Source organism: Kitasatospora sp. NPDC002543 (assembly GCF_053594915.1).
Window position 1 is genome coordinate 60,133 of record NZ_JBSFWR010000027.1, and the last position, 18,033, is coordinate 78,165.

An 18,033-nucleotide genomic window follows, 5' to 3' on the forward strand; every position below is an offset into this window, starting at 1 on the left:
GGGGTCATCGCGCCCCCGGGCCCCGCCCGCCTCCACGGGTCCCGCGGAGGCGGGACCCGCCTCACTCCCCGGCGAGCCGCTCCCGCAGCTCCGCCAGCACCTCCGCCGCCTCCGGCAGCCCGGCCGCCTCGCAGCGCGCGATGCCCGCGGTCAGCCGGGCCACCGCCGCGTCGACGCGGCCGAGGTCGCTGCCCTCGATCAGCGCGGCCAGCCGGACGGCCTCGGCCCGCGGCGTCTCGGCCCGCTCGACGCCCGCCCCGTACTCCGAGATGGCCCGCTCGACCTCGGCCAGCGCCTCCTCGTACCGCCCCGCGACGGCCAGTGCGCGCGCCCGCTCGTAATGCGAACCTCCGCGCAGGTACCAGGAGTTGTACTCCTCGCCGCGCCGCTCGGCCGCCTCGCCGACCGCGTCGGCCTCGGCCAGCAGGGCGAGTGCGGACGCCAGCCCCTCCTCGCCCTGCTCCCGTGTCGTCAGCCGGGCCAGTTCCCGCAGGGTAGCGGCCAGCTGGTCCACCTGCGGGGCCTTTCCGTGCGCCTCGCGGGCGCGGGCCAGCGCCGCCTCGGCGGCGTCCCAGCGCTCGGCCCGGGCGAGCGCCAGGGCGGCCTCGCAGGCGACCATGGTGTGGGTCTCCTGATCCTCCCAGCCGGCCACCAGCTCGGCCAGCCGCAGGTACTCCTCGGCGGCGTCCCGGTGCTCCTCCAGCTCGGACAGGCCCCGGGCGAGGTCCAGCCGGGCCTGGGCGAGCATCCGGACGTCCAGCCGCCCTGCGGACGGGTCCAGCAGCACCGACTCCAGCACGGCCACCGCGTCCGCCGCCCGGCCGGAGTCGCGCAGCACGTCGGCCAGCTGGATCCGCACCTGGGCGGCCTCCTCGACCGCCTCGGCGCCCTTGCGGTCGTAGCGCGCGGCGGCCTCCGACAGCGCGCGGACCGCACCGCCGAGGTCCCCGGTCCGCAGGCAGGAGTGGCCGAGCATCATGTACGTCGGCGCGTACGGGTAGGAGTCGTCGCCCCAGCGCACGGCCTCCGCCAGTGCCCGGTGGAACACCTCGACCGCCTGGCCCGGCTCGCCGCCCTGCAGCAGTACCTGGCCCAGCAGGCCGAGCACCCGCGGCGTGTGCCAGGGCAGCTCGGCGGCGTCCAACTGGGCCAGCACCTCGCGCAGTTCGGCCTCCGCCTCGGCCAGGCGGCCGCCCCTCGCGGCGATGTCGGCGGTGTACTGCCGGGAGGTCGCGGCCCGCCGCTCGGAGCCGAGCTCCACGGCCGCCCGCCGGTAGGACCCGGCCGCCGCCGCGAAGCGCTCGGCCACCTCGGCGGGGGGCTCGGGCAGCGCCTCGGACAGGTCGTGGTGGGCGGCGTAGGTGCGGGTCTGCAGCACGATCAGGTAGTCGTCGTCGGTCAGTTCGCCGAGCGCGCGCAGCTCCTCGGCCCGGGTCAGCGCCGCGTCGAGGGCCGCCCAGTCGGGCCGCCGGCCGGCCTCGCCACCTCCGCCTCCGCCTTCGCCTTCGCCTCCGCCGTCCGTGCCCGCGTCGTTCCCGCCCCCGTCGTTCCCGCCCCCGCCGCTCTCGTCCAGGTCCGCGATCAGCGTCCGGGTGCGGCACATCAGCGCCGGCCCGGCCAGCCCCGCCGCTTCGAACAGCTCGGCGGCGGCCAGCAGCCCGGCCTTGCCCTCCTCGTACGCGTCCCGCTGGAGCGCCTCGTGGGCACGCTGCTCGGCGAGTTCGGCGCGCAGCCGCTCGGGGCCGCCCAGCTCGGCGTTCTCCGGGTGGACGAAGCCCTCGGCGCCGGCCCGCTCGGCGACCCGCTTCCACAGCCGGTCGGCGTCCGGGTGGCCGAGCACCTCCAGCTCGCGGGCCCGTAGCACCAGGGCGGTGAAGTCCTCGGGCTCCGGCTCGGCGGCCCGGCGCGGTGCGGCGGGCGCGGCGGCCGGGGCGGCGGACAGCCCGGACGCGGCGGCGGCCCGTACGCCCAGCGCCAGCGGCTCGGCGAGCAGCGGCTCGACGGCCAGCCGGGCGCGCCGGGCGGCGCCGACCGCGTCGGTGCCGTTGCGGGCGTCGAAGCGGGCGGCCAGCGCGTCGGCCTCGGTGCGCAGGTGGGCGAGCAAGGAGCCGACCGTCCAGGTCCGGCCGGCCGGACCGCTGACCGCGAGGTCGTCGTGGCCGGCCCGGGCGAGCAGGGCGACCAGCACCTCGACGCCGGTCAGGAAGCCCAGCCGGGCGGCGGGCTCGCCGGTGACCGCGAACAGGTCCCGGTTCTCGGCGAGCAGCTCCAGGCCGCGCGGCTCGTTGCCGGACAGCGCGCAGAACTCGATGTGCAGGCCGACGGCGTCCAGCATCGCGGCCTTGCCCCGGGCGTAGCGGTAACCGGCGAGGTGACCGGAGCGGGCCTCGTCCAGCCGGCCCTGGCGCAACTGCGCCAGCAACGCGGTGGCCTGGCTGAGATGGGGCTCCTGCTCGCAGCCGCTGCGGCCGTCCAGCACCGGCGTGAGCACCTTCAACGCCCGGGCGTCGTCCCCGGCGGCGAGGAAGTGCTCGGCGCGGGCCCGGGTCTCACAGGCGTGGCAGTCGCTCAGCTCGGAGCGCGGGCGGGCCGCCCACAGCTCGTAGGCGTCCTGCACGCCGATGCCGGTCTGCGCGGCCAGGTGGTAGCGCTGGGCGTAGTACGGCTGGAGGTCGTGGCCGGCCGCGCGGTAGCGGTCGCGCAGCTCGGTGTGCCAGCGCCGGATCGCGGCGAGCGGGACGTCCGGGTTGTCCTTGAGCGCGTCGGCGACCCACTTGAAGCGCCAGAGCACCTGGTGCCGGGCCCACTCGCCGAAGCCGTCCGGGTCGGTGTCCCAGAGCTTGAGGATGCGGGCGAAGACGACCGGGCTCTTGCCGCGCTCGCCGTCGTACTCGTAGGCCTCCATCAGCTCCAGCAGGGCCATCGAGCGGACCTTGGTGTCGTCGAACTGCTCGGCGGCGTCGACGAGTTCCTCGGCGGTGACGGTCCTGGTCCGGCCGTACGGGCGGGCGTCGTTCTCGCGCAGCGCGGCCATCACCGCGTCGGGGGTGTCCAGCATCACGCGTCCTTCTCGCCGTCGGAGCTCCCGGCGTCCGGGTTCCCGCCGCCGACGTTCCCGCCGCCGGGCTTCCCGCCGCCGACGTTCCCGCCGCCGCGGGAGCCCGCCGCGCCGGCCGCCTCGTGGCCGAGCATGGCGTGGTCGAGCAGGCTGATGAACGAGCGGTTGAGCAGCGCGGACTCGCTGGCCTTGAGCGGGCGGCGGGTCATCAGCACGGCCTGCCCGTACAGCGCCTCGACGGCGGTGACGGCCAGCTCGCGGCTGGTGACGGTGGCGGCGCGGCGCACCAGCGGGTTGAGGTGGTTGAGCACCAGCTGGGCGCGGGGCGCCTCGGCGCGCAGCGAGCCGAGGATGTCGGCCCACAGGCCGTCGGCCTCGTCGGCGAGCTGGGCCCGGGTGCGTTCGTGCCGGGCCTCCCGGTTGTCGAGCAGCAGGGCGGGCGCGTTCGTCGGGTGGAAGCTGCGCAGCGCGACGTCGCAGTCGAACCGGCCGACCACCTCGCGGGCGATCGCCAGGAAGGCGTTGGCGGCCAGCTCGGCGGCCGGGTCGACGGTGTCCAGGTGCGCGGTGACGGTGCCCGGGTCCAGGTCGGAGACCGAGACCCCGGGGCGGATCTCCGGCAGCCGGTGCACCAGGTCGTGGTCGTAGGTGTAGCCGCCGTTGACGACGCCGAGCCCGGCCGCGCCGGCGATCGGCGCGACCTGCCGGAACTCCTCGACCGTCCGGGTCACCAGCACCACCGGGTGGCTGCGGGCGAACTCGTCCAGGGTGACGTTGCCGTCGGTGGTCTCGAACGGCAGCCAGGGCAGCATCATCCGCAGCAACTCGTCGTCGTAGCGGGCGAGTTCCTTGACGGCGAGGTGGTGGACGGACAGGAAGCGGTGCAGCAGCGCCGGATCGCTCGCGGACAGGCCGGTCAGCCAGTCGCGGATCCGGGCGCCGAGCGCGTCCCGGACGGCGGCCAGGGTCTCGTCTGCGTACAGGCCCTCACGGGAGGCCGTGGGACGCAGCCCGTCGGTGTCGACGACGCAGCGGACGAAGAACGCCCAGTCCGGCAGCAGTTCGTCGGCCTGGTCGGAGAGCAGCATGCCCTTGAGGTGCACCCGGTGGCCGTTGCGGCGCGAGGGCGGGGCGGCGTCCGGCAGCACGTACGCGACGCCGCGCAGGCCGACCAGGGGCAGGTCCAGCTCGATGGTGTCGAGCGGGGCGAAGTCGAAGGCGGCGCGGCAGTACTCGGCGAGCGCGTCGCGCTTGGCCGACGGGGAGGCGTGACGCTCGGCCCACGGCGGGGTGCGGTTGACCCGGTGCCGGGTGCCGCTCCCGTCGATCACGGTGACGTCGTGGCGCAGCAGGCTGCCGAAGTCCCGGGCCAGGGTGAGGACCCGGCCGGGGCGGGTCCACTCGGCGGCGTCGGCGCGCGGGGCCAGCGTGACGGTGGTGCCCGGCTCGGGCTTGGCCGAGGCGGGCAGGGTGCGGATGGTGTAGCTGCCGTCGGAGCTGCCGCGCCACTCGATCGCCGGGGCGTCCGGGGTGGCGGCGGAGCGGGTGACCACGGTGATCTCGTCGGCGACCACGAAGCAGGCGAGCAGACCGATGCCGAACTGGCCGATGAAGTCGCCGCGGGCCCGGGCCAGCCCGGCGCCGTCGAGCCGGCCGTCGGCGTCGCGCTTGGAGCTGCGGCCGATGGTGGCGAGGAAGGTGTGGACGTCCTGCTCGGTCAGGCCGATGCCGGTGTCGGTGACGGACAGTTCGTCGTCGGCCCGGACGGTGATCGTGGCCGGCGCCTCCGGGTCCAGGGCGCGGCGGGCGGAGATTGCGTCCACGGCGTTCTGCAGCAGCTCGCGCAGGTAGACCCGCGGGCTGGAGTAGAGGTGGTGGGAGAGCAGGTCCACCAGGCCGCGCAGGTCCACCTGGAAGGTGTGCGCACTCGTCGGGTTGTCGGTAGGGGACACCGGAGGCTCTTTCGATCGCGGGGTGGATGAACGGGGTGGATGAACGGTGGCGGCTGGGCGGTCGTGGATGAACGGGGCCGCTGGGCGGTGGTGGCTGGACGGTGATGGGAGCGGGAACGGCGGCGCCGGGCGCCTCAGCGCCAGTGCGAGGCGCAGCGGTCGCGGTGGGCGCGGAAAGCCTTGACCGGATCGCCCGCCAGGTAGTACCAGGGCGACTCGGTCACGACGCCGTCCAGCGCGTCGAACAGCAGCCGCGCGGTCTTGGGCTGGTCGGCGAGGGAGAAGGCCATCGCGAAGGCGTTGAAGCTCGCCTGCCAGCCCCGCGCCGGCGTGAAGTCGGGGTGCAGGACGGACCGGAAGGCCGCCTCCTGCAGGCTGCCCACCACGGCGGGACTGGTCAGGTAGGCGTTGTCCTCGCCGTCCGGGAGGGCCAGCCAGTGCTCCAGGTGCGCGAGGGCCACCAGCTCGCCGAGGTGGCTGCCCTCGGGGGCCGCGAGCATCACGGAGCGGGCGAACCCGTGCATCTCCTCGTGCGAGCCGCCCCACTTGGCGCTCAGCTGCTGCAGCCGGGTCCGGTGCGAGCCGGCGTCCCCGGGTGCCCGGCGCACGGCGGCCTCGAAACGGCAGCCGGCGATCTCCTCGCCGAGCGAGGCCCCCATGGCGCTGCGCTGCAGGAAGCTCCAGGGGGCGTGCCAGGTGGGCTCGCGCTCGGCGACCTCCAGCAACTGTTCCTCGGCGGTGTCCAGCCGCTCGTGGAACACCCTCCAGCGCTCCTCGGTGACGTCCTTGGCCCGGGCGCCGGTGCGGGCCTCCCAGCCCCAGGACACGTGCCGGGCGCCGGACAGCAACAGCAGCAGCGTGTCGTCCGGGGTGTCGGCCAGCGCCCGGCCCGTCCACTGCTCGACCCGGGGCACGGCGGATATCGCCCCGACGAGGAAGGAGCGCTCGGCGTCGTCGGCGGCGGCCAGCGCCGGGCGCAGGTCGGCCCAGTCCCCGTGGGCGGCCTGGCGGAGCGCCAGGCGCACCGAGGCGTCCCCGTACGCCGGGTCGAGCCGCGGCTCGCCGCCACCGGCGGCAGCGGGCTCCCCGGTGCCCCGGCGGCCGAAGCCGAACCCGCGGCGCGCGGCGCCGCCCTGCGCGCCCTCCCCGCCGGAGCGGCGTCGGAACAGCGGCATGTCTGGCCCCCTCGAACGTCATCGGCATCTTTCGCATGGCCGCACAGTGGCCACGAGATAGGTACATATCACGGTCGACTGACATCCGTTTGTCCAGCCCAGGGCCCCGCCCGTGCGGGGAGTCCCCCGGCCCGGGCGGGGAGGGTGCCCGGCCTGCCCGGGCGGGAGGGTGCCCGGCCTGCCCGGGCGGGAGGGTGCCCGGCCTGCCCGGGCGGTGGCGTCTCAGGCGAGGCCGGGACCGGCGTCCGGCGTCTTCCCCGCCTGCGCCTGCTCGATCCGCTTCACCAGCATCACCGCGAACCGCCGCGTCGCGGCCAGGTCCACCGGACCGCCCTCGCTGGTCACGCTCGCCACCACGGTGCCCGAGCGGACCACGATGCCGATGCCCTCGCCCTCGGCCAGCGGCCCCTGGAAGGCCTGGCTCTCGCTACCCAGCGCCGGGGTGTCGACCTTCTTGAACGCCCCGGCGGAGTACGAGGCGTAGTTCTCCTTCAGCCGCTGCATCGCCGCGTCCCGACTGGGCAGGGTGTCCACCAGGAAGCGGACGACCGAGTCCCCCGAGGAGAACCGGACGGACCCGCTCAGCGGCTTGCCCGCGCAGGCGGCGGCAGCGGAGCCGGCGCAGGTGACCTTGTGGTCCGCGGTGTCGACCTTCCGCTTCTCCTCCTCCCACCCGGCCATCGCCGCGGCGTCCGGCAGCACCTGCCCGACCACCTTGTCGTCCAGCAGCGCCGCCTCCAGGTCCCCGTGCGGCACCTCCGCGGCGGCCGGCGCCGGCGCCGAGGCCGCCCCGGGGGCGGGGGCGGACGCGGCCACCGACGCCCCGTCGACACCCGCCGTCGCCGGAGCCGTCGCCGCCGGAGCGGCCGCCGAAGCCGAGGCACCCGCGGACGGGGCCGTGACCGTGGCCGGAGCCGCCGCCCCGCCGGCACTCTTCGACCCGCCGGAGGAACACCCGGCCAGTACGCCCGTCAGCACCCCGGCCGCCGCCACCGCGGCGAACACCCGCCGACCACCCATCCCGTCGCCCTCCCCAGTCCTGTCAGTGACTGCTCAAGATAGCGACCGCCCCGGCACGGGACGCCGACGGGGCGGCGACCAACCGGTCACCGCCCCGCCGCACTGCTTCGTCGTCCCGCCCAGGGGTCCGTCAGACCGCCGGAGCCGGGTAGGTCGGGTACTCGACGCCCGAGATGTACTGGACGACCCGGATCACCTGGCACGAGTAGCCGAACTCGTTGTCGTACCACAGGTAGAGGATGGCGTTGTCGCCCTCGACCTTGGTCGCGCCGGCGTCCACGATCGAGGCGTGGCGCGAGCCGATGAAGTCGCTGGACACGGCGTCCGGCGAGTCGGTGAAGTCGATCTGGCGCTTCAGCGGCGAGGTCAGCGAGACGTTCCGCAGGTACTCCAGGACGTCCTCGCGGTTGGTCTCCCGCTTCAGCTGGAGGTTGAGGATCGCGATGGAGACGTCCGGCACCGGGACGCGGATCGAGCTGCCGGTGATCTTCGCCTGGAGGTCCGGCAGGGCCTTGGCGACGGCCGAGGCGGCGCCGGTCTCGGTGATCACCATGTTCAGCGGCGCCGAGCGGCCGCGGCGGTCGGCCTTGTGGTAGTTGTCCAGCAGGTTCTGGTCGTTGGTGAACGAGTGGACGGTCTCCACGTGGCCGCGGACCACGCCGTACTCGTCCTCCATCGCCTTCAGCGGCGGGACGATGGCGTTGGTGGTGCAGGAGGCGCAGGACAGGATCTGCTCGTCCGGCTTGATCGTGTCGTGGTTCACGCCGTGCACGATGTTCGGGACGTCGCCCTTGCCGGGCGCGGTCAGCACGACCTTGGCGATGCCGGGGCGCAGGTGCTTCGACAGGCCCTCGCGGTCGCGCCAGCGGCCGGTGTTGTCGATCAGGATCGCGTCCTTGATCCCGTACTCCGTGTAGTCGACCTTGGTCGGGTCGTCGGAGTAGATCACCGTGATCTCGTTGCCGTTGGCGATGATCTTGTTGTTCGCCTCGTCGACGGTGATCGTGCCCTGGAACTGGCCGTGGATGGAGTCACGGCGCAGCAGCGAGGCGCGCTTGACCAGGTCGTCGCCGCCGCTGTTGCGCACGACGATGGCCTTCAGCCGCAGGCCGTTGCCCGAGGCCTTCTCGACCAGCAGGCGGGCGACCAGCCGGCCGATGCGGCCGAACCCGTACAGCACGACGTCCTGACCGGACCGGCGCTCCAGCTTGTTCTCACCGGTGGCGCCGACGACGGCCTGGGCGGTGAACTCCGCCACCGACAGGCCTCGGTCGTCCGCCTTGTACGTCGCGGCGAGCATGCCGAGGTCGATCTGCGAGGGGCCGAGGTCCAGGGTGGTCAGGGCCTCCAGGAACGGCATCGTCTCGGTGACCGAGAGCTCCTCGCCGGCTATCTGCCGGGCGAAGCGGTGCGTCTTGAGGATGCTGACCACCGACTTGTTCACCAGGGACCGGCTGTGGAGCAGGACGGTGACGTCCCGCTCCCGGTGCAGCCGCCCGATGATCGGGATCATCGACTCCGCGATCTCCTCGCGGTTCTTCCAGTCCGTGAACACGTCGTCGTTGACAGTCACAAGTCCATCTTTCGAGCTGAGGGTGTTGCCCACATGGTAGCTTCGCCCGCTCCCGCCCCGACCGCCGGTCCCTCCCCCACCCGCCCCACCCGGGCCCCCGACCTGCGCTTTCCCCCCGCCCCCACCCCCGAAGGTGATCACCGCCACCCTCGGCCCGGCCGCCCGGCGGGCGGCCCGCCGCGGGTGATCATCGGGCCAAGTACAGTGAAGCGGACTGCCCGGCCGGACGGACGGACAGGGGTGCGAGGGGGCCGGGGTGGCGACGCTGGGCATGCACCGGGACTTCCTGATGGAGTTCGCGGCGCTGGAGAAGCCTGTGCAGCGGCGGGTGTTCGAGACCTTCGAGAAGTTCACCGAGGCCACGCACACCGGCGTACACCTGGAGAAGCTCACCAACCAGCGGGATCCGAGGATCCGGACCATCCGGATCACCGACTTCTGGCGCGGGGTCGTCCTCAAGGCCGACCGGGGTGACGGTTACCTCCTGCTGAAGGTCCTTCCGCACGACAAGGCCAACGACTGGGCGTGCAAGCACCGGGCCTCGGTGAACGCCGCCACCCAGGGCGTCGAGATCCGCAACGACGTCGCGCTGGAACGGGCCTCCCGGTCGCTGAGGGCCCTGGCCGCCGACGAACCCCGCAGGCTCTTCGCCGACCGCTCCGACAAGGTCCTGCGCAGCCTGGGCATCGAGGAGGAGATCCTGCCGATCATCCGGCTGCTCCCCGACGAGGCCCACCTGGAGGCGCTCCACCGGGTGCTGCCGGAGCAGCAGTTCGACGTCCTGGTCGGCCTCGCGAGCGGGATGGAGCCGGCCGAGATCGACCGTGAGATCGTCCGGGCGTACGCCCGGACGGCCGCTCCCACGAGCGTCGAGCAGCCCGCGGACGGCCTGGTCTCGGCCATGGCCCGGGCTCGCGGCCGGGTCGCCCTGGTGTCCGGTCCCGACGAGCTGCTGGAGATCCTGGAACGCCCCTTCGACGCCTGGCGGATCTTCCTGCACCCCGCCCAGTACCGGGTCGCCTACCGGGAGTCGTACAACGGGCCGGCCCGGGTGACCGGTGGTCCCGGGACCGGGAAGACGGTGGTGGCCCTGCACCGGGCCTACCACCTGGCCCGCCGGTTGCCCGCGGACGCGCCTGACGGATCGATCCTGCTGACCACCTTCTCCGGGGACCTCGCCACGGAGCTGGAGCGCTGTCTCGCACTGCTCGTGACGGACCGGCGGATCCGGGCGAAGGTCCGGGTGGTCACCGTCGACGCGCTGGCCGACGAGGTGCTCCGGCGTTCCCGCGCCGGCGCCCCACCCAAGGTCCTCTTCCAGCAGCGCGCGATCCTCGCCCGCTGGGAGCGGGTCGCCCGTCGGCTCGGCGTCGAGTTCACCGACCTCTTCCTCGACCAGGAGTGGCGACAGGTCGTCCTGGCGCAGGCGATCGGGAGCCGGGAACAGTACCTGGAGGCGCCGCGGACCGGCCGGGGCAGGGCCCTCGGGGCGCCGGAGCGGGCCCGGCTGTGGTCCGCGGTGGCCGCGTTCGAGGAGGAACTGCGCCGGTCCGGGGAGCTGACGTCCCTCCAGGTCTGCGCGCGGGCCGCCCGGGCGCTGGACGAAGCGGCGGACGGCGACCGCCCGTTCCGGCACGTGGTGATCGACGAGGCGCAGGACCTGCACCCCGTCCAGTGGCGCTTCCTGCGCGCGCTCGTGGCCGCCGGGCCGGACGACCTGTTCCTCGCCGGCGATCCGCACCAGCGGATCTACGGGAACAAGGTCTCGCTGCGCTCGCTCGGCATCCAGGTGGTCGGCCGGTCCTCCCGGCTCCGGATCAACTACCGGACCACGCAGGAGATCCTCAGCTGGTCCGCGTCCCTGCTCACCGGTGAACGCCCGGACGACATGGACGGCGGGGAGGAGTCGCTGGCCGGCTACCACTCGACCCTGCACGGCGCGCACCCCGAAGTTCGCGGGTACCCCGACCAGGACGAGGAGACCCGGGCCCTGGTCGCCCGCGTCGGGGAGTGGGCCGCCTCCGGCGTGAGCCCGGAGGACATCGGAGTCGCCGTACGGACCGCCCGGCTCGGCCGCGACCTCGCCCGGGCCCTGGAGGACAGCGGGACACCGACCCACCTGCTGGGCGACGCGCCGTCCCCCGGTGTCCGGATCGGCACCATGCACCGGATGAAGGGGCTGGAGTTCCGCTGCGTCGCCGTGGTGGGCGTGAGCGACGGCCTGCTGCCCATGCCCAGCGCGATCACCCCGGAGGAGACCGACCCGCTGCAGCACCGCGAGGACCTGGACGGCGAGCTCAGCCTGCTCTTCGTGGCCTGCACGCGCGCCCGGGAAGCCCTCTCCGTCTCCTGGCACGGGGCACCGAGCGGCTTCCTCGACCCGGTCGTTCCGGAGCAGGTGCCCGACCACCGTCAGGACCGCGCCCTGGCCCGGTGACGGTCGCGCCCGGCGGGTTCGCGCCCGGATCGTCCGCACACCCCTCGACCCGCTCCCCGCCGAGGAGTTGCCCGGGTCCGCCGGTGGTGGGGTAATGGGAGGCGGCCGGTGTTCGAGCGTGTGACAAGCAGCCCCGGGAGCTTGGGATGAGCGGTGGGCCGGAACCGATCAGTGCCGAGGGCCTGCGTGCGGTGCGGGAGGAGTTGGCGCAGCTGCGGGCGGAGCGGGGGGAGGTGGCCGAGACGCTGCGCGGGGTGGAGCCGGTGGGGGACCGGGCGGACGCGGCGGACGAGTTGCAGCGGGCGTCGGAGGTGACCCGGCTGGACCGGCGGATCACCGAGTTGGAGACGCGGCTGCGGGAGGCCGAGGTGGCCGGGGAGCCGTCGGTGCGGGTGGTCGGGGTGGGGTCGACGGTGACGCTGCGGTTCGGCGACGGCACGGAGGAGACCGTCGAGATCGCGGAGCTGGCGGAGGAGCGGGACCTGACCCTGGTGACCTTCGACAGCCCGCTCGGGAAGGCCCTGCTCGGGCGGCACCCCGGGGAGAGGGTGCACTACGAGACTCCGGCCGGCGCGGCGAGCGCGGAGGTGCTGTCGGTGGGCGGCACGGCGTAGCCGGAGCGGGGCCGCGGAATTCCGGAGCGGAGACCGGGGGATTCGGGAGTGGGTGTCGGGGAATTTTCGGCGGCGCTTCCGGGGAATTCGTGACGGGGATTCGCGAGGGGTATTCGGGAATTCACCGATAGGCGCCGCCTATCGGTTCACAGGAATGGCTTCTTTGACGCCCCGCGGCGGCGGACCACACACTGGACCTGCGGAGATCCAGGAATGGCCGGAAAGTCGGGAACGGGGCAGAACAGCGCATGGGCGGCACCGAGGACATATCCGTGCGACACCGTGCCCGGCGCTGGTTCCCGGCGGCCGCCGCCGTGGCCGTCGCCGCCTGGGGTGCCAATCAGTTCACCGCGCTGGCCACCGTGTACCGGGCCCGCACCGACTGGTCGGCGCTGTCGCTGGCCGCGATGTTCTCGGTGTACCTGGTCGGTCTGGTGCCCGGGCTGCTGCTGGGCGGGCCGGCCGCCGACCGTTTCGGGCGGCGGCGGACGGTGCGCGGCGCGCTGGGACTGTCGGCCGCCGCGAGCGTGGTGCTGGCGGTGGCGGACGAGCCGTCGGTGTACGTCGCGCGGCTGGGCACCGGGTTCGCGGCGGGGCTGGTCTTCCTGGCCGGGACGGCCTGGCTGCGGGAGCTCTCCGGGCCCGGGACGCCGCCGGAGACGGCGGCCCGCCGGGCGATGTACGCCACCGGTACGGGCTTCGCGGCGGGGGCGCTGGCCTCCGGGGTGGTCGCCGAGTGGCTGCCCGGCCCGACGGTGCTGCCGGGCCTGGCCCACGCGCTGGGCTGTCTGCTGGTGCTGGGGGCCACCCGCGGGCTCCCGGAGACCGTCCGGAGGAGCGGGGGCACGCCGCCGCAGGGCACTGCGCCGCGCCGCACCGCGGCCGTCCGCCATCCCCGGTTCCGCTACGTGGTGCTGCCCGCCGGCCCGGCCGTGCTCGGCGCCGCCACGGTGGCGTACGTGGTGCTGCCGCCGCTGGTCGCCGACCGGGTGCCCGGCTACGCGCCGCTGTTCAGCGGTCTGGTCGCGGCGCTGACCATGGCCACCGGGGTGGTCGCCCAGCCGTTCGCCGCCCGGCTGGACGACGCGGACAGCGCCCGGGCCACCCTCACCGCGATGGCCACCGTGATCGCCGGGCTGCTGCTCGGCGCCCTCGCCGCCACCCTGGACTCGGTGGGCCTGGTGGTGGCGGCGGCCGTGGTCCTCGGCACCGGGTACGGGCTGACGCTCGGCGCGGGGCTGCACGAGGTGGAACGGCTGACCGCCCGCTCCCCCGGGCCGACCTCCGCCTCGCTCTACCAGTGCACCACCTCCTGCGGCTTCCTCACCCCGCTGCTGCTCGCCGGCACCGCGGGCCACGCCTCCTATCCGGCGCTGCTGGCGGGCATGGCGGCCGTCGGCCTGCTCTGTCTGGCGGTGACCGCCGCCCACAGCCGCCGCCACCTGCCCGGTCCGCCGGACCCGGCGGGCCTGCCGGGCCTGCCGGGCCTGCCCGGCCTGCCCACCTCTGACGGCCCTGACGACCTTGGCGACCCGGGCGGCTCCGACGGCCCTCCCGACCCGCGCGCCGCCGCCAGGAGGGAGGATGCATCCGTACAGACCGGAGCGACCCCACCGAGGAGCCGACGACCATGGGCCGAGTGACCGTGCCCCGCAGAGTGCTGCGCCTGCGCCGGGGCGAGCCCTCGTACCGCCCCGACACCCTGGCGGCCGAGGAGCCGATGGAGATCCGGGTCGGCGGGCGTGCGCTGACGGTGACCATGCGCACCCCGGGCAGCGACTTCGATCTGGCGGCCGGCTTCCTGGTCAGCGAGGGCGCGGTGCACGCCGCCGAGCAGGTGGCCGGCATCCGCTACTGCGCCGGCGCGACCGCCGACGGCGGCAACACCTACAACGTGGTGGACGTGCTGCTCGCCCCCGGCGTGCCGGCCCCGGACGCCTCGCTGGAGCGCAACTTCTACACCACCTCCTCCTGCGGTCTGTGCGGCAAGGCCAGCCTGGACGCGGTGCGCACCACCGCTCCGTGGAGCGTCGCCGGGGACGGGCTGCGCCTCACCCCCGCGCTGCTCTCCGCGCTGCCCGACCGGCTGCGGGCCGCCCAGAAGGTCTTCGACAGCACCGGCGGACTGCACGCGGCCGGACTGTTCGACTCCGACGGGCGGCTGCTCTGCCTGCGCGAGGACGTGGGCCGGCACAACGCCGTGGACAAGGTGGTCGGCCACGCCCTGCGCGAGGGGCTGCTGCCGGCCCGCGGCACGGTGCTGATGGTCAGCGGCCGGGCCTCCTTCGAGCTGGTGCAGAAGGCGGTGATGGCCGGCATCCCGGTGCTCGCGGCGGTCTCCGCGCCGTCCTCGCTGGCGGTGGAGCTGGCCGAGGAGAGCGGACTGACCCTGGTCGGCTTCCTGCGCGGCGACTCGATGAACGTCTACACCCGTACGGACCGCGTCGACACCGGCCGCACCGACACCACCCACGCCGACGCCGGCCCCGGTGCCGACACCACCCACGCCGTCGGCACCGACGGCACCGGCACCGGGGCCGAGTAGCCGATGCTCTTCCGCCAGCTCGAGTACCTCGTGGCGCTCGCCCGCGAGCGCCACTTCGCCCGCGCCGCCCAGGCCTGCCACGTCTCCCAGCCCGCCCTCTCCGAGGCCCTGCGCAAGCTGGAGGACGAGCTGGCGGTGACACTGGTGCGACGCGGCCGCAGCTACGAGGGCCTGACCCCCGAGGGCGAGCGGATCGTGCTCCGGGCGCAGCGCATCCTGGCCGACCGGGACGCCCTGCGGGACGAGGTGGACGCGCTGCGCACCGGCCTGGCCGGCCGGCTGCGGATCGGTTCGGTGCCTACCGCCTCGGGTGCCGTCCCGCTGCTCACCGGACCGTTCTGCGCCGCACACCCGCTGGCCTCCGTGGAGCTGTCCACCGACCTGCGGTCCGATGAACTCCTGCGCCAGGTAAGGAACTTCGAGATCGACGCGGGCATCACCTACCTGCCCGGGCCGGGCACCGGCGGCACGTCCGGCACCGGCGGCACGTCCGGAACCGGCGGCACCGGCGGCACGTCCGGCACCGGCGGCGCCGAGGGCATCGACGGCCTGCGGACGCTCCCGCTCTACGAGGAGCGGTACGTCCTGCTGACCGGCCCGGCCGACGAGCTGGCCCGGCACCCGCGGGCGACCTGGGCGGAGGCCTCCCGGCTGCCGTTGTGCCTGCTGGAACCGGGCATGCAGGGCCGCCGGGTGCTGGACGGGGTGTTCGCGGGCCTGGGGCTGGCGCCGGCGCCGAGCGTCGAGACCGATTCGGTGGCCTCGCTGTTCGCCCACGTCCGCACCGGCCGCTGGGCGAGCATCGTGCCGTACGCCTGGCTGCACGTGTTCGGCGTGCCGCGCGGGATGCGGGCCGTCCCGCTGGCGGAGCCGGTGCACAGCGCGCCGATCGGGCTGGTGACCGCCGCCCGGGAGCCCGGCTCGGTGATGGCCCGCGCGCTGCTGGAGGTCGCCCGGCGCACGGACGTCGCCGCCGTCCTCGACACCCTGCCGGAGGCCTGACCCGCCCGGCAGGAGGAACATCCCGCCCCGGCCGCCTCGGAAGGCTCGACGCGCGGCCCCCGGCCGCCCGACGTAGCCTCGACCCGACGCCGGGTGTCCGACCCCGTGCGCCCTCCCGCGCGACGGAAGGCGAGTGCCGTGACCACCTCCGACGACGAAGTGACGGCCACCCCGCCGGAGGGGCGACAGGGGCCGGGGGCACCGGAGGACGTCGGCCCGTCCCCCGCCGGGGCGCCCCACGTCCGGCCGTACCACCACCCGGCCGCCGGCTGGGGCGCCGCCAAGAGCGTCACCCGCTTCCTGGTCCGCGAGGGCGCCTACCTGGACGGGCCGCGCGCGGTGATGCGGATGAACCACGAGAACGGCGGCTTCGACTGCCCCGGCTGCGCCTGGCCCGACGACACCAAGGGCCTGCACCTGGACATCTGCGAGAACGGCATCAAGCACGTCACCTGGGAGATGACCCGCAAGCGGGTCGGCCGGGAGTTCTTCGCCGCCCACTCGGTGACCGAGCTGTCCGGGTGGAGCGACTTCGCGCTGGAGGACCAGGGCCGGCTCACCGAGCCGATGGTCTACGACCCGGCCACCGACCACTACGTCCCGATCGGCTGGAAGGACGCCTTCGCGCTGGTCGGCCACACCCTGCGCGGGCTGGACGATCCGAACCGGGCCGCGTTCTACACCTCCGGCCGGCTCGGCAACGAGGCGACCTTCCTCTACCAGCTGCTGGCCCGCGAGCTGGGCACCAACAACCTGCCCGACTGCTCCAACATGTGCCACGAGGCGAGCGGCCGAGCCCTGCAGGCGGCGCTCGGCACCGGGAAGGGGACGGTCGACCTCAAGGACTGGGAGGTCACCGACGCGCTGTTCATCCTGGGCGTCAACGCGGCCTCCAACGCGCCCCGGATGCTCACCTCGCTCGCCGAGGCGTACCAGCGCGGCGCGCAGATCGTGCACGTCAACCCGCTGGTCGAGGCGGCGGCGACCCGCACGATCATCCCGCACGACTTCACCGACATGGCGCTGAACCGGGCCACCCGCACCAGCACCCTGAACCTCCAGCCGCGGATCGGCGGGGACATGGCGCTGCTGCGCGGCATGGCGAAGGCGATCCTGGAGCAGTCCGCGACCGACGAGCGGGCGCTGGACCAGCTGTTCATCGACCGCCACACCGCCGGTTTCGAGGCCTACCGGGACCTCTGCGCGGCCACGCCCTGGGCGGAGATCGAGCGCCAGAGCGGGCTGGACCGGGCCGACGTCCTCAAGGCGGCGCGGGTCTACCGGGAGGCCGACCGCTCGATCTTCAGCTGGTGCCTGGGCGTCACCCAGCACGAGCACGGGGTGGACACCGTCCGGGAGATCGTCAACCTCCTGCTGCTGCGCGGCAACCTGGGCCGTGAGGGGGCCGGGCCCTCGCCGGTGCGCGGGCACAGCAACGTCCAGGGCAACCGCACCTGCGGCATCGACCACCGGCCCGCCCCCGCGTTCCTGGACCGGCTCGCCGAGGTGTGCGGGATCGAGCCGCCGCGGGAGCACGGGCTGGACACCGTCGGCACGATCGAGGCGATGCGGCGCGGCGACATCACGGTGTTCGTCGGCATGGGCGGCAACTTCGCGCTCGCCGCGCCGGACACCCCGTACACCTACCGGGCCCTGGAGTCCTGCGAGTTGACCGTCCAGGTGAGCACCAAGCTGAACCGCAGCCACCTGGTGCACGGGCGGCGGGCGCTGATCCTGCCGTGCCTGGGCCGGACCGAGAAGGACCACCAGCGGGCCGGGGTGCAGTCCACCTCGGTCGAGGACTCGATGAGCATGGTGCACCTGTCGGTCGGCATGAAGCGCCCGGCCTCGCCGCACCTGCTCTCCGAGCCGGCGATCGTCGCCGGGATCGCCCGCGCGGCGCTGCCGGACAGCGCCACCCCGTGGGAGTGGTACATCGAGGACTACGACCGGATCCGCGACACCATGGCCCGGGTACTGGACGGCTTCGAGGACTTCAACCGCCGGGTGCGGCTGCCGCTGGGTTTCCGGATCAAGCAGCCGGCCCGCGAGCTGGTCTTCGACACCCCCTCCGGCCGGGCCGAGTTCTCCGCCGCCGCGCTGCCCGACGTCGTCCCCGCGCCCGGCACCCTGGCGCTGGGCACGATGCGCTCGCACGACCAGTGGAACACCACCATCTACTCGGACGACGACCGCTACCGGGGGGTGCGGAACCTGCGCACCCTGGTGTTCATGAACCGGGACGACATGCGCGAGCGCGGCCTGGCCGAGTTCGACCGGGTGGACGTCACCAGCACCGCCCGGGACGGCAGCACCCGCTCGGTGCACGGCTACCTCGCCGTCCCGTACGACATCCCGCGCGGCTGCGCGGCCGGCTACATGCCGGAGCTGAACGTGCTGTGCGCGATCGGCGACTACAGCACCCAGAGCGACCAGCCGATCATGAAGCACCTGAAGGTGACGGTCGAGAAGGCCGACCAAAGGTAAAGGTTTAACCAAGTACGCAAGTATCGCCTCCGAGCGGGACTAAGCTCTGACGAGTTGGGGTGAACCGGCGGTCGCGTTCCGCGGGCCGGTGAACTCCTTGCCGCGTCGATGACACGCACCACGGGGTGCGCCGGCCGGGAGGAGGCGAGAGACATGGATTGCAGTAGTCC

11 protein-coding genes are annotated in these 18,033 nt (G+C 74.3%); 6 read left to right on the forward strand and 5 right to left on the reverse strand.

From position 1 onward, the window contains the following. Nucleotides 1-61: 61 nt before the first annotated feature. The 5 genes from ACWD4P_RS14585 to ACWD4P_RS14605 all read right to left on the reverse strand — a co-directional run bounded on the left by ACWD4P_RS14585 (nucleotide 62) and on the right by ACWD4P_RS14605 (nucleotide 8,778). Nucleotides 62-3,058, reverse strand: coding sequence for a hypothetical protein (locus ACWD4P_RS14585; RefSeq protein ID WP_449779834.1), 2,997 nt, complete (start codon nucleotides 3,056-3,058; stop codon nucleotides 62-64). After that, nucleotides 3,058-5,010, reverse strand: a complete 1,953-nt coding sequence (locus ACWD4P_RS14590; protein ID WP_449779835.1) for an HSP90 family protein — start codon at nucleotides 5,008-5,010, stop codon at nucleotides 3,058-3,060. Before ACWD4P_RS14590 ends, ACWD4P_RS14585 begins: the two co-directional genes overlap by 1 nt. Nucleotides 5,011-5,144: 134 nt before the next feature. Further along, the gene (locus tag ACWD4P_RS14595) at nucleotides 5,145-6,185 is read right to left on the reverse strand and encodes a hypothetical protein (protein ID WP_449779836.1); all 1,041 of its coding nucleotides are present in this window, start codon (nucleotides 6,183-6,185) and stop codon (nucleotides 5,145-5,147) included. Between the two features lie 222 nt (nucleotides 6,186-6,407). Further along, nucleotides 6,408-7,205, reverse strand: coding sequence for a hypothetical protein (locus tag ACWD4P_RS14600; RefSeq protein WP_449779837.1), 798 nt, complete (start codon nucleotides 7,203-7,205; stop codon nucleotides 6,408-6,410). Nucleotides 7,206-7,335: 130 nt separating this feature from the next. Further along, nucleotides 7,336-8,778 carry a glyceraldehyde-3-phosphate dehydrogenase gene (locus ACWD4P_RS14605; protein ID WP_359827996.1) on the reverse strand — a complete coding sequence of 481 codons (1,443 nt, stop codon included), beginning with the start codon at nucleotides 8,776-8,778 and terminating at the stop codon, nucleotides 7,336-7,338. Nucleotides 8,779-9,034: 256 nt separating this feature from the next. Here ACWD4P_RS14605 and ACWD4P_RS14610 point away from each other — a divergent pair, with 256 nt between their 5' ends. From ACWD4P_RS14610 to ACWD4P_RS14635, 6 genes are all read left to right on the forward strand, one after another. Then, nucleotides 9,035-11,215 carry a UvrD-helicase domain-containing protein gene (locus ACWD4P_RS14610; RefSeq protein ID WP_449779838.1) on the forward strand — a complete coding sequence of 727 codons (2,181 nt, stop codon included), beginning with the start codon at nucleotides 9,035-9,037 and terminating at the stop codon, nucleotides 11,213-11,215. Nucleotides 11,216-11,361: 146 nt separating this feature from the next. Continuing rightward, complete coding sequence (locus ACWD4P_RS14615) at nucleotides 11,362-11,829, forward strand: GreA/GreB family elongation factor (protein WP_449779839.1); 468 nt, start codon at nucleotides 11,362-11,364, stop codon at nucleotides 11,827-11,829. 272 nt (nucleotides 11,830-12,101) lie between these two features. After that, complete coding sequence (locus ACWD4P_RS14620) at nucleotides 12,102-13,472, forward strand: MFS transporter (RefSeq protein ID WP_449779840.1); 1,371 nt, start codon at nucleotides 12,102-12,104, stop codon at nucleotides 13,470-13,472. Then, nucleotides 13,460-14,374 (forward strand): formate dehydrogenase accessory sulfurtransferase FdhD, encoded by a 915-nt coding sequence (gene fdhD / locus ACWD4P_RS14625; RefSeq protein WP_449779841.1) that lies wholly within the window; start codon nucleotides 13,460-13,462, stop codon nucleotides 14,372-14,374. Before ACWD4P_RS14620 ends, fdhD begins: the two co-directional genes overlap by 13 nt. Nucleotides 14,375-14,377: 3 nt before the next feature. Then, on the forward strand, nucleotides 14,378-15,376 hold the full coding sequence (locus ACWD4P_RS14630; RefSeq protein WP_449779842.1) for a LysR family transcriptional regulator: 999 nt from the start codon (nucleotides 14,378-14,380) through the stop codon (nucleotides 15,374-15,376). Between the two features lie 159 nt (nucleotides 15,377-15,535). Next, nucleotides 15,536-17,863, forward strand: coding sequence for an FdhF/YdeP family oxidoreductase (locus ACWD4P_RS14635; RefSeq protein WP_449779856.1), 2,328 nt, complete (start codon nucleotides 15,536-15,538; stop codon nucleotides 17,861-17,863). Nucleotides 17,864-18,033 lie beyond the last annotated feature (170 nt).

Excerpts from the sequence above, each read along its gene's own strand:
- ACWD4P_RS14600 (WP_449779837.1), bottom strand. The coding sequence starts at position 7,205 with ATGGGTGGTCGGCGGGTGTTCGCCGCGGTGGCGGCGGCCGGGGTGCTG.
- ACWD4P_RS14615 (WP_449779839.1), top strand. The coding sequence starts at position 11,362 with ATGAGCGGTGGGCCGGAACCGATCAGTGCCGAGGGCCTGCGTGCGGTG.
- ACWD4P_RS14595 (WP_449779836.1), bottom strand. The coding sequence starts at position 6,185 with ATGCCGCTGTTCCGACGCCGCTCCGGCGGGGAGGGCGCGCAGGGCGGC.
- ACWD4P_RS14585 (WP_449779834.1), bottom strand. The coding sequence starts at position 3,058 with ATGCTGGACACCCCCGACGCGGTGATGGCCGCGCTGCGCGAGAACGAC.
- fdhD (WP_449779841.1), top strand. The coding sequence starts at position 13,460 with ATGGGCCGAGTGACCGTGCCCCGCAGAGTGCTGCGCCTGCGCCGGGGC.
- ACWD4P_RS14630 (WP_449779842.1), top strand. The coding sequence starts at position 14,378 with ATGCTCTTCCGCCAGCTCGAGTACCTCGTGGCGCTCGCCCGCGAGCGC.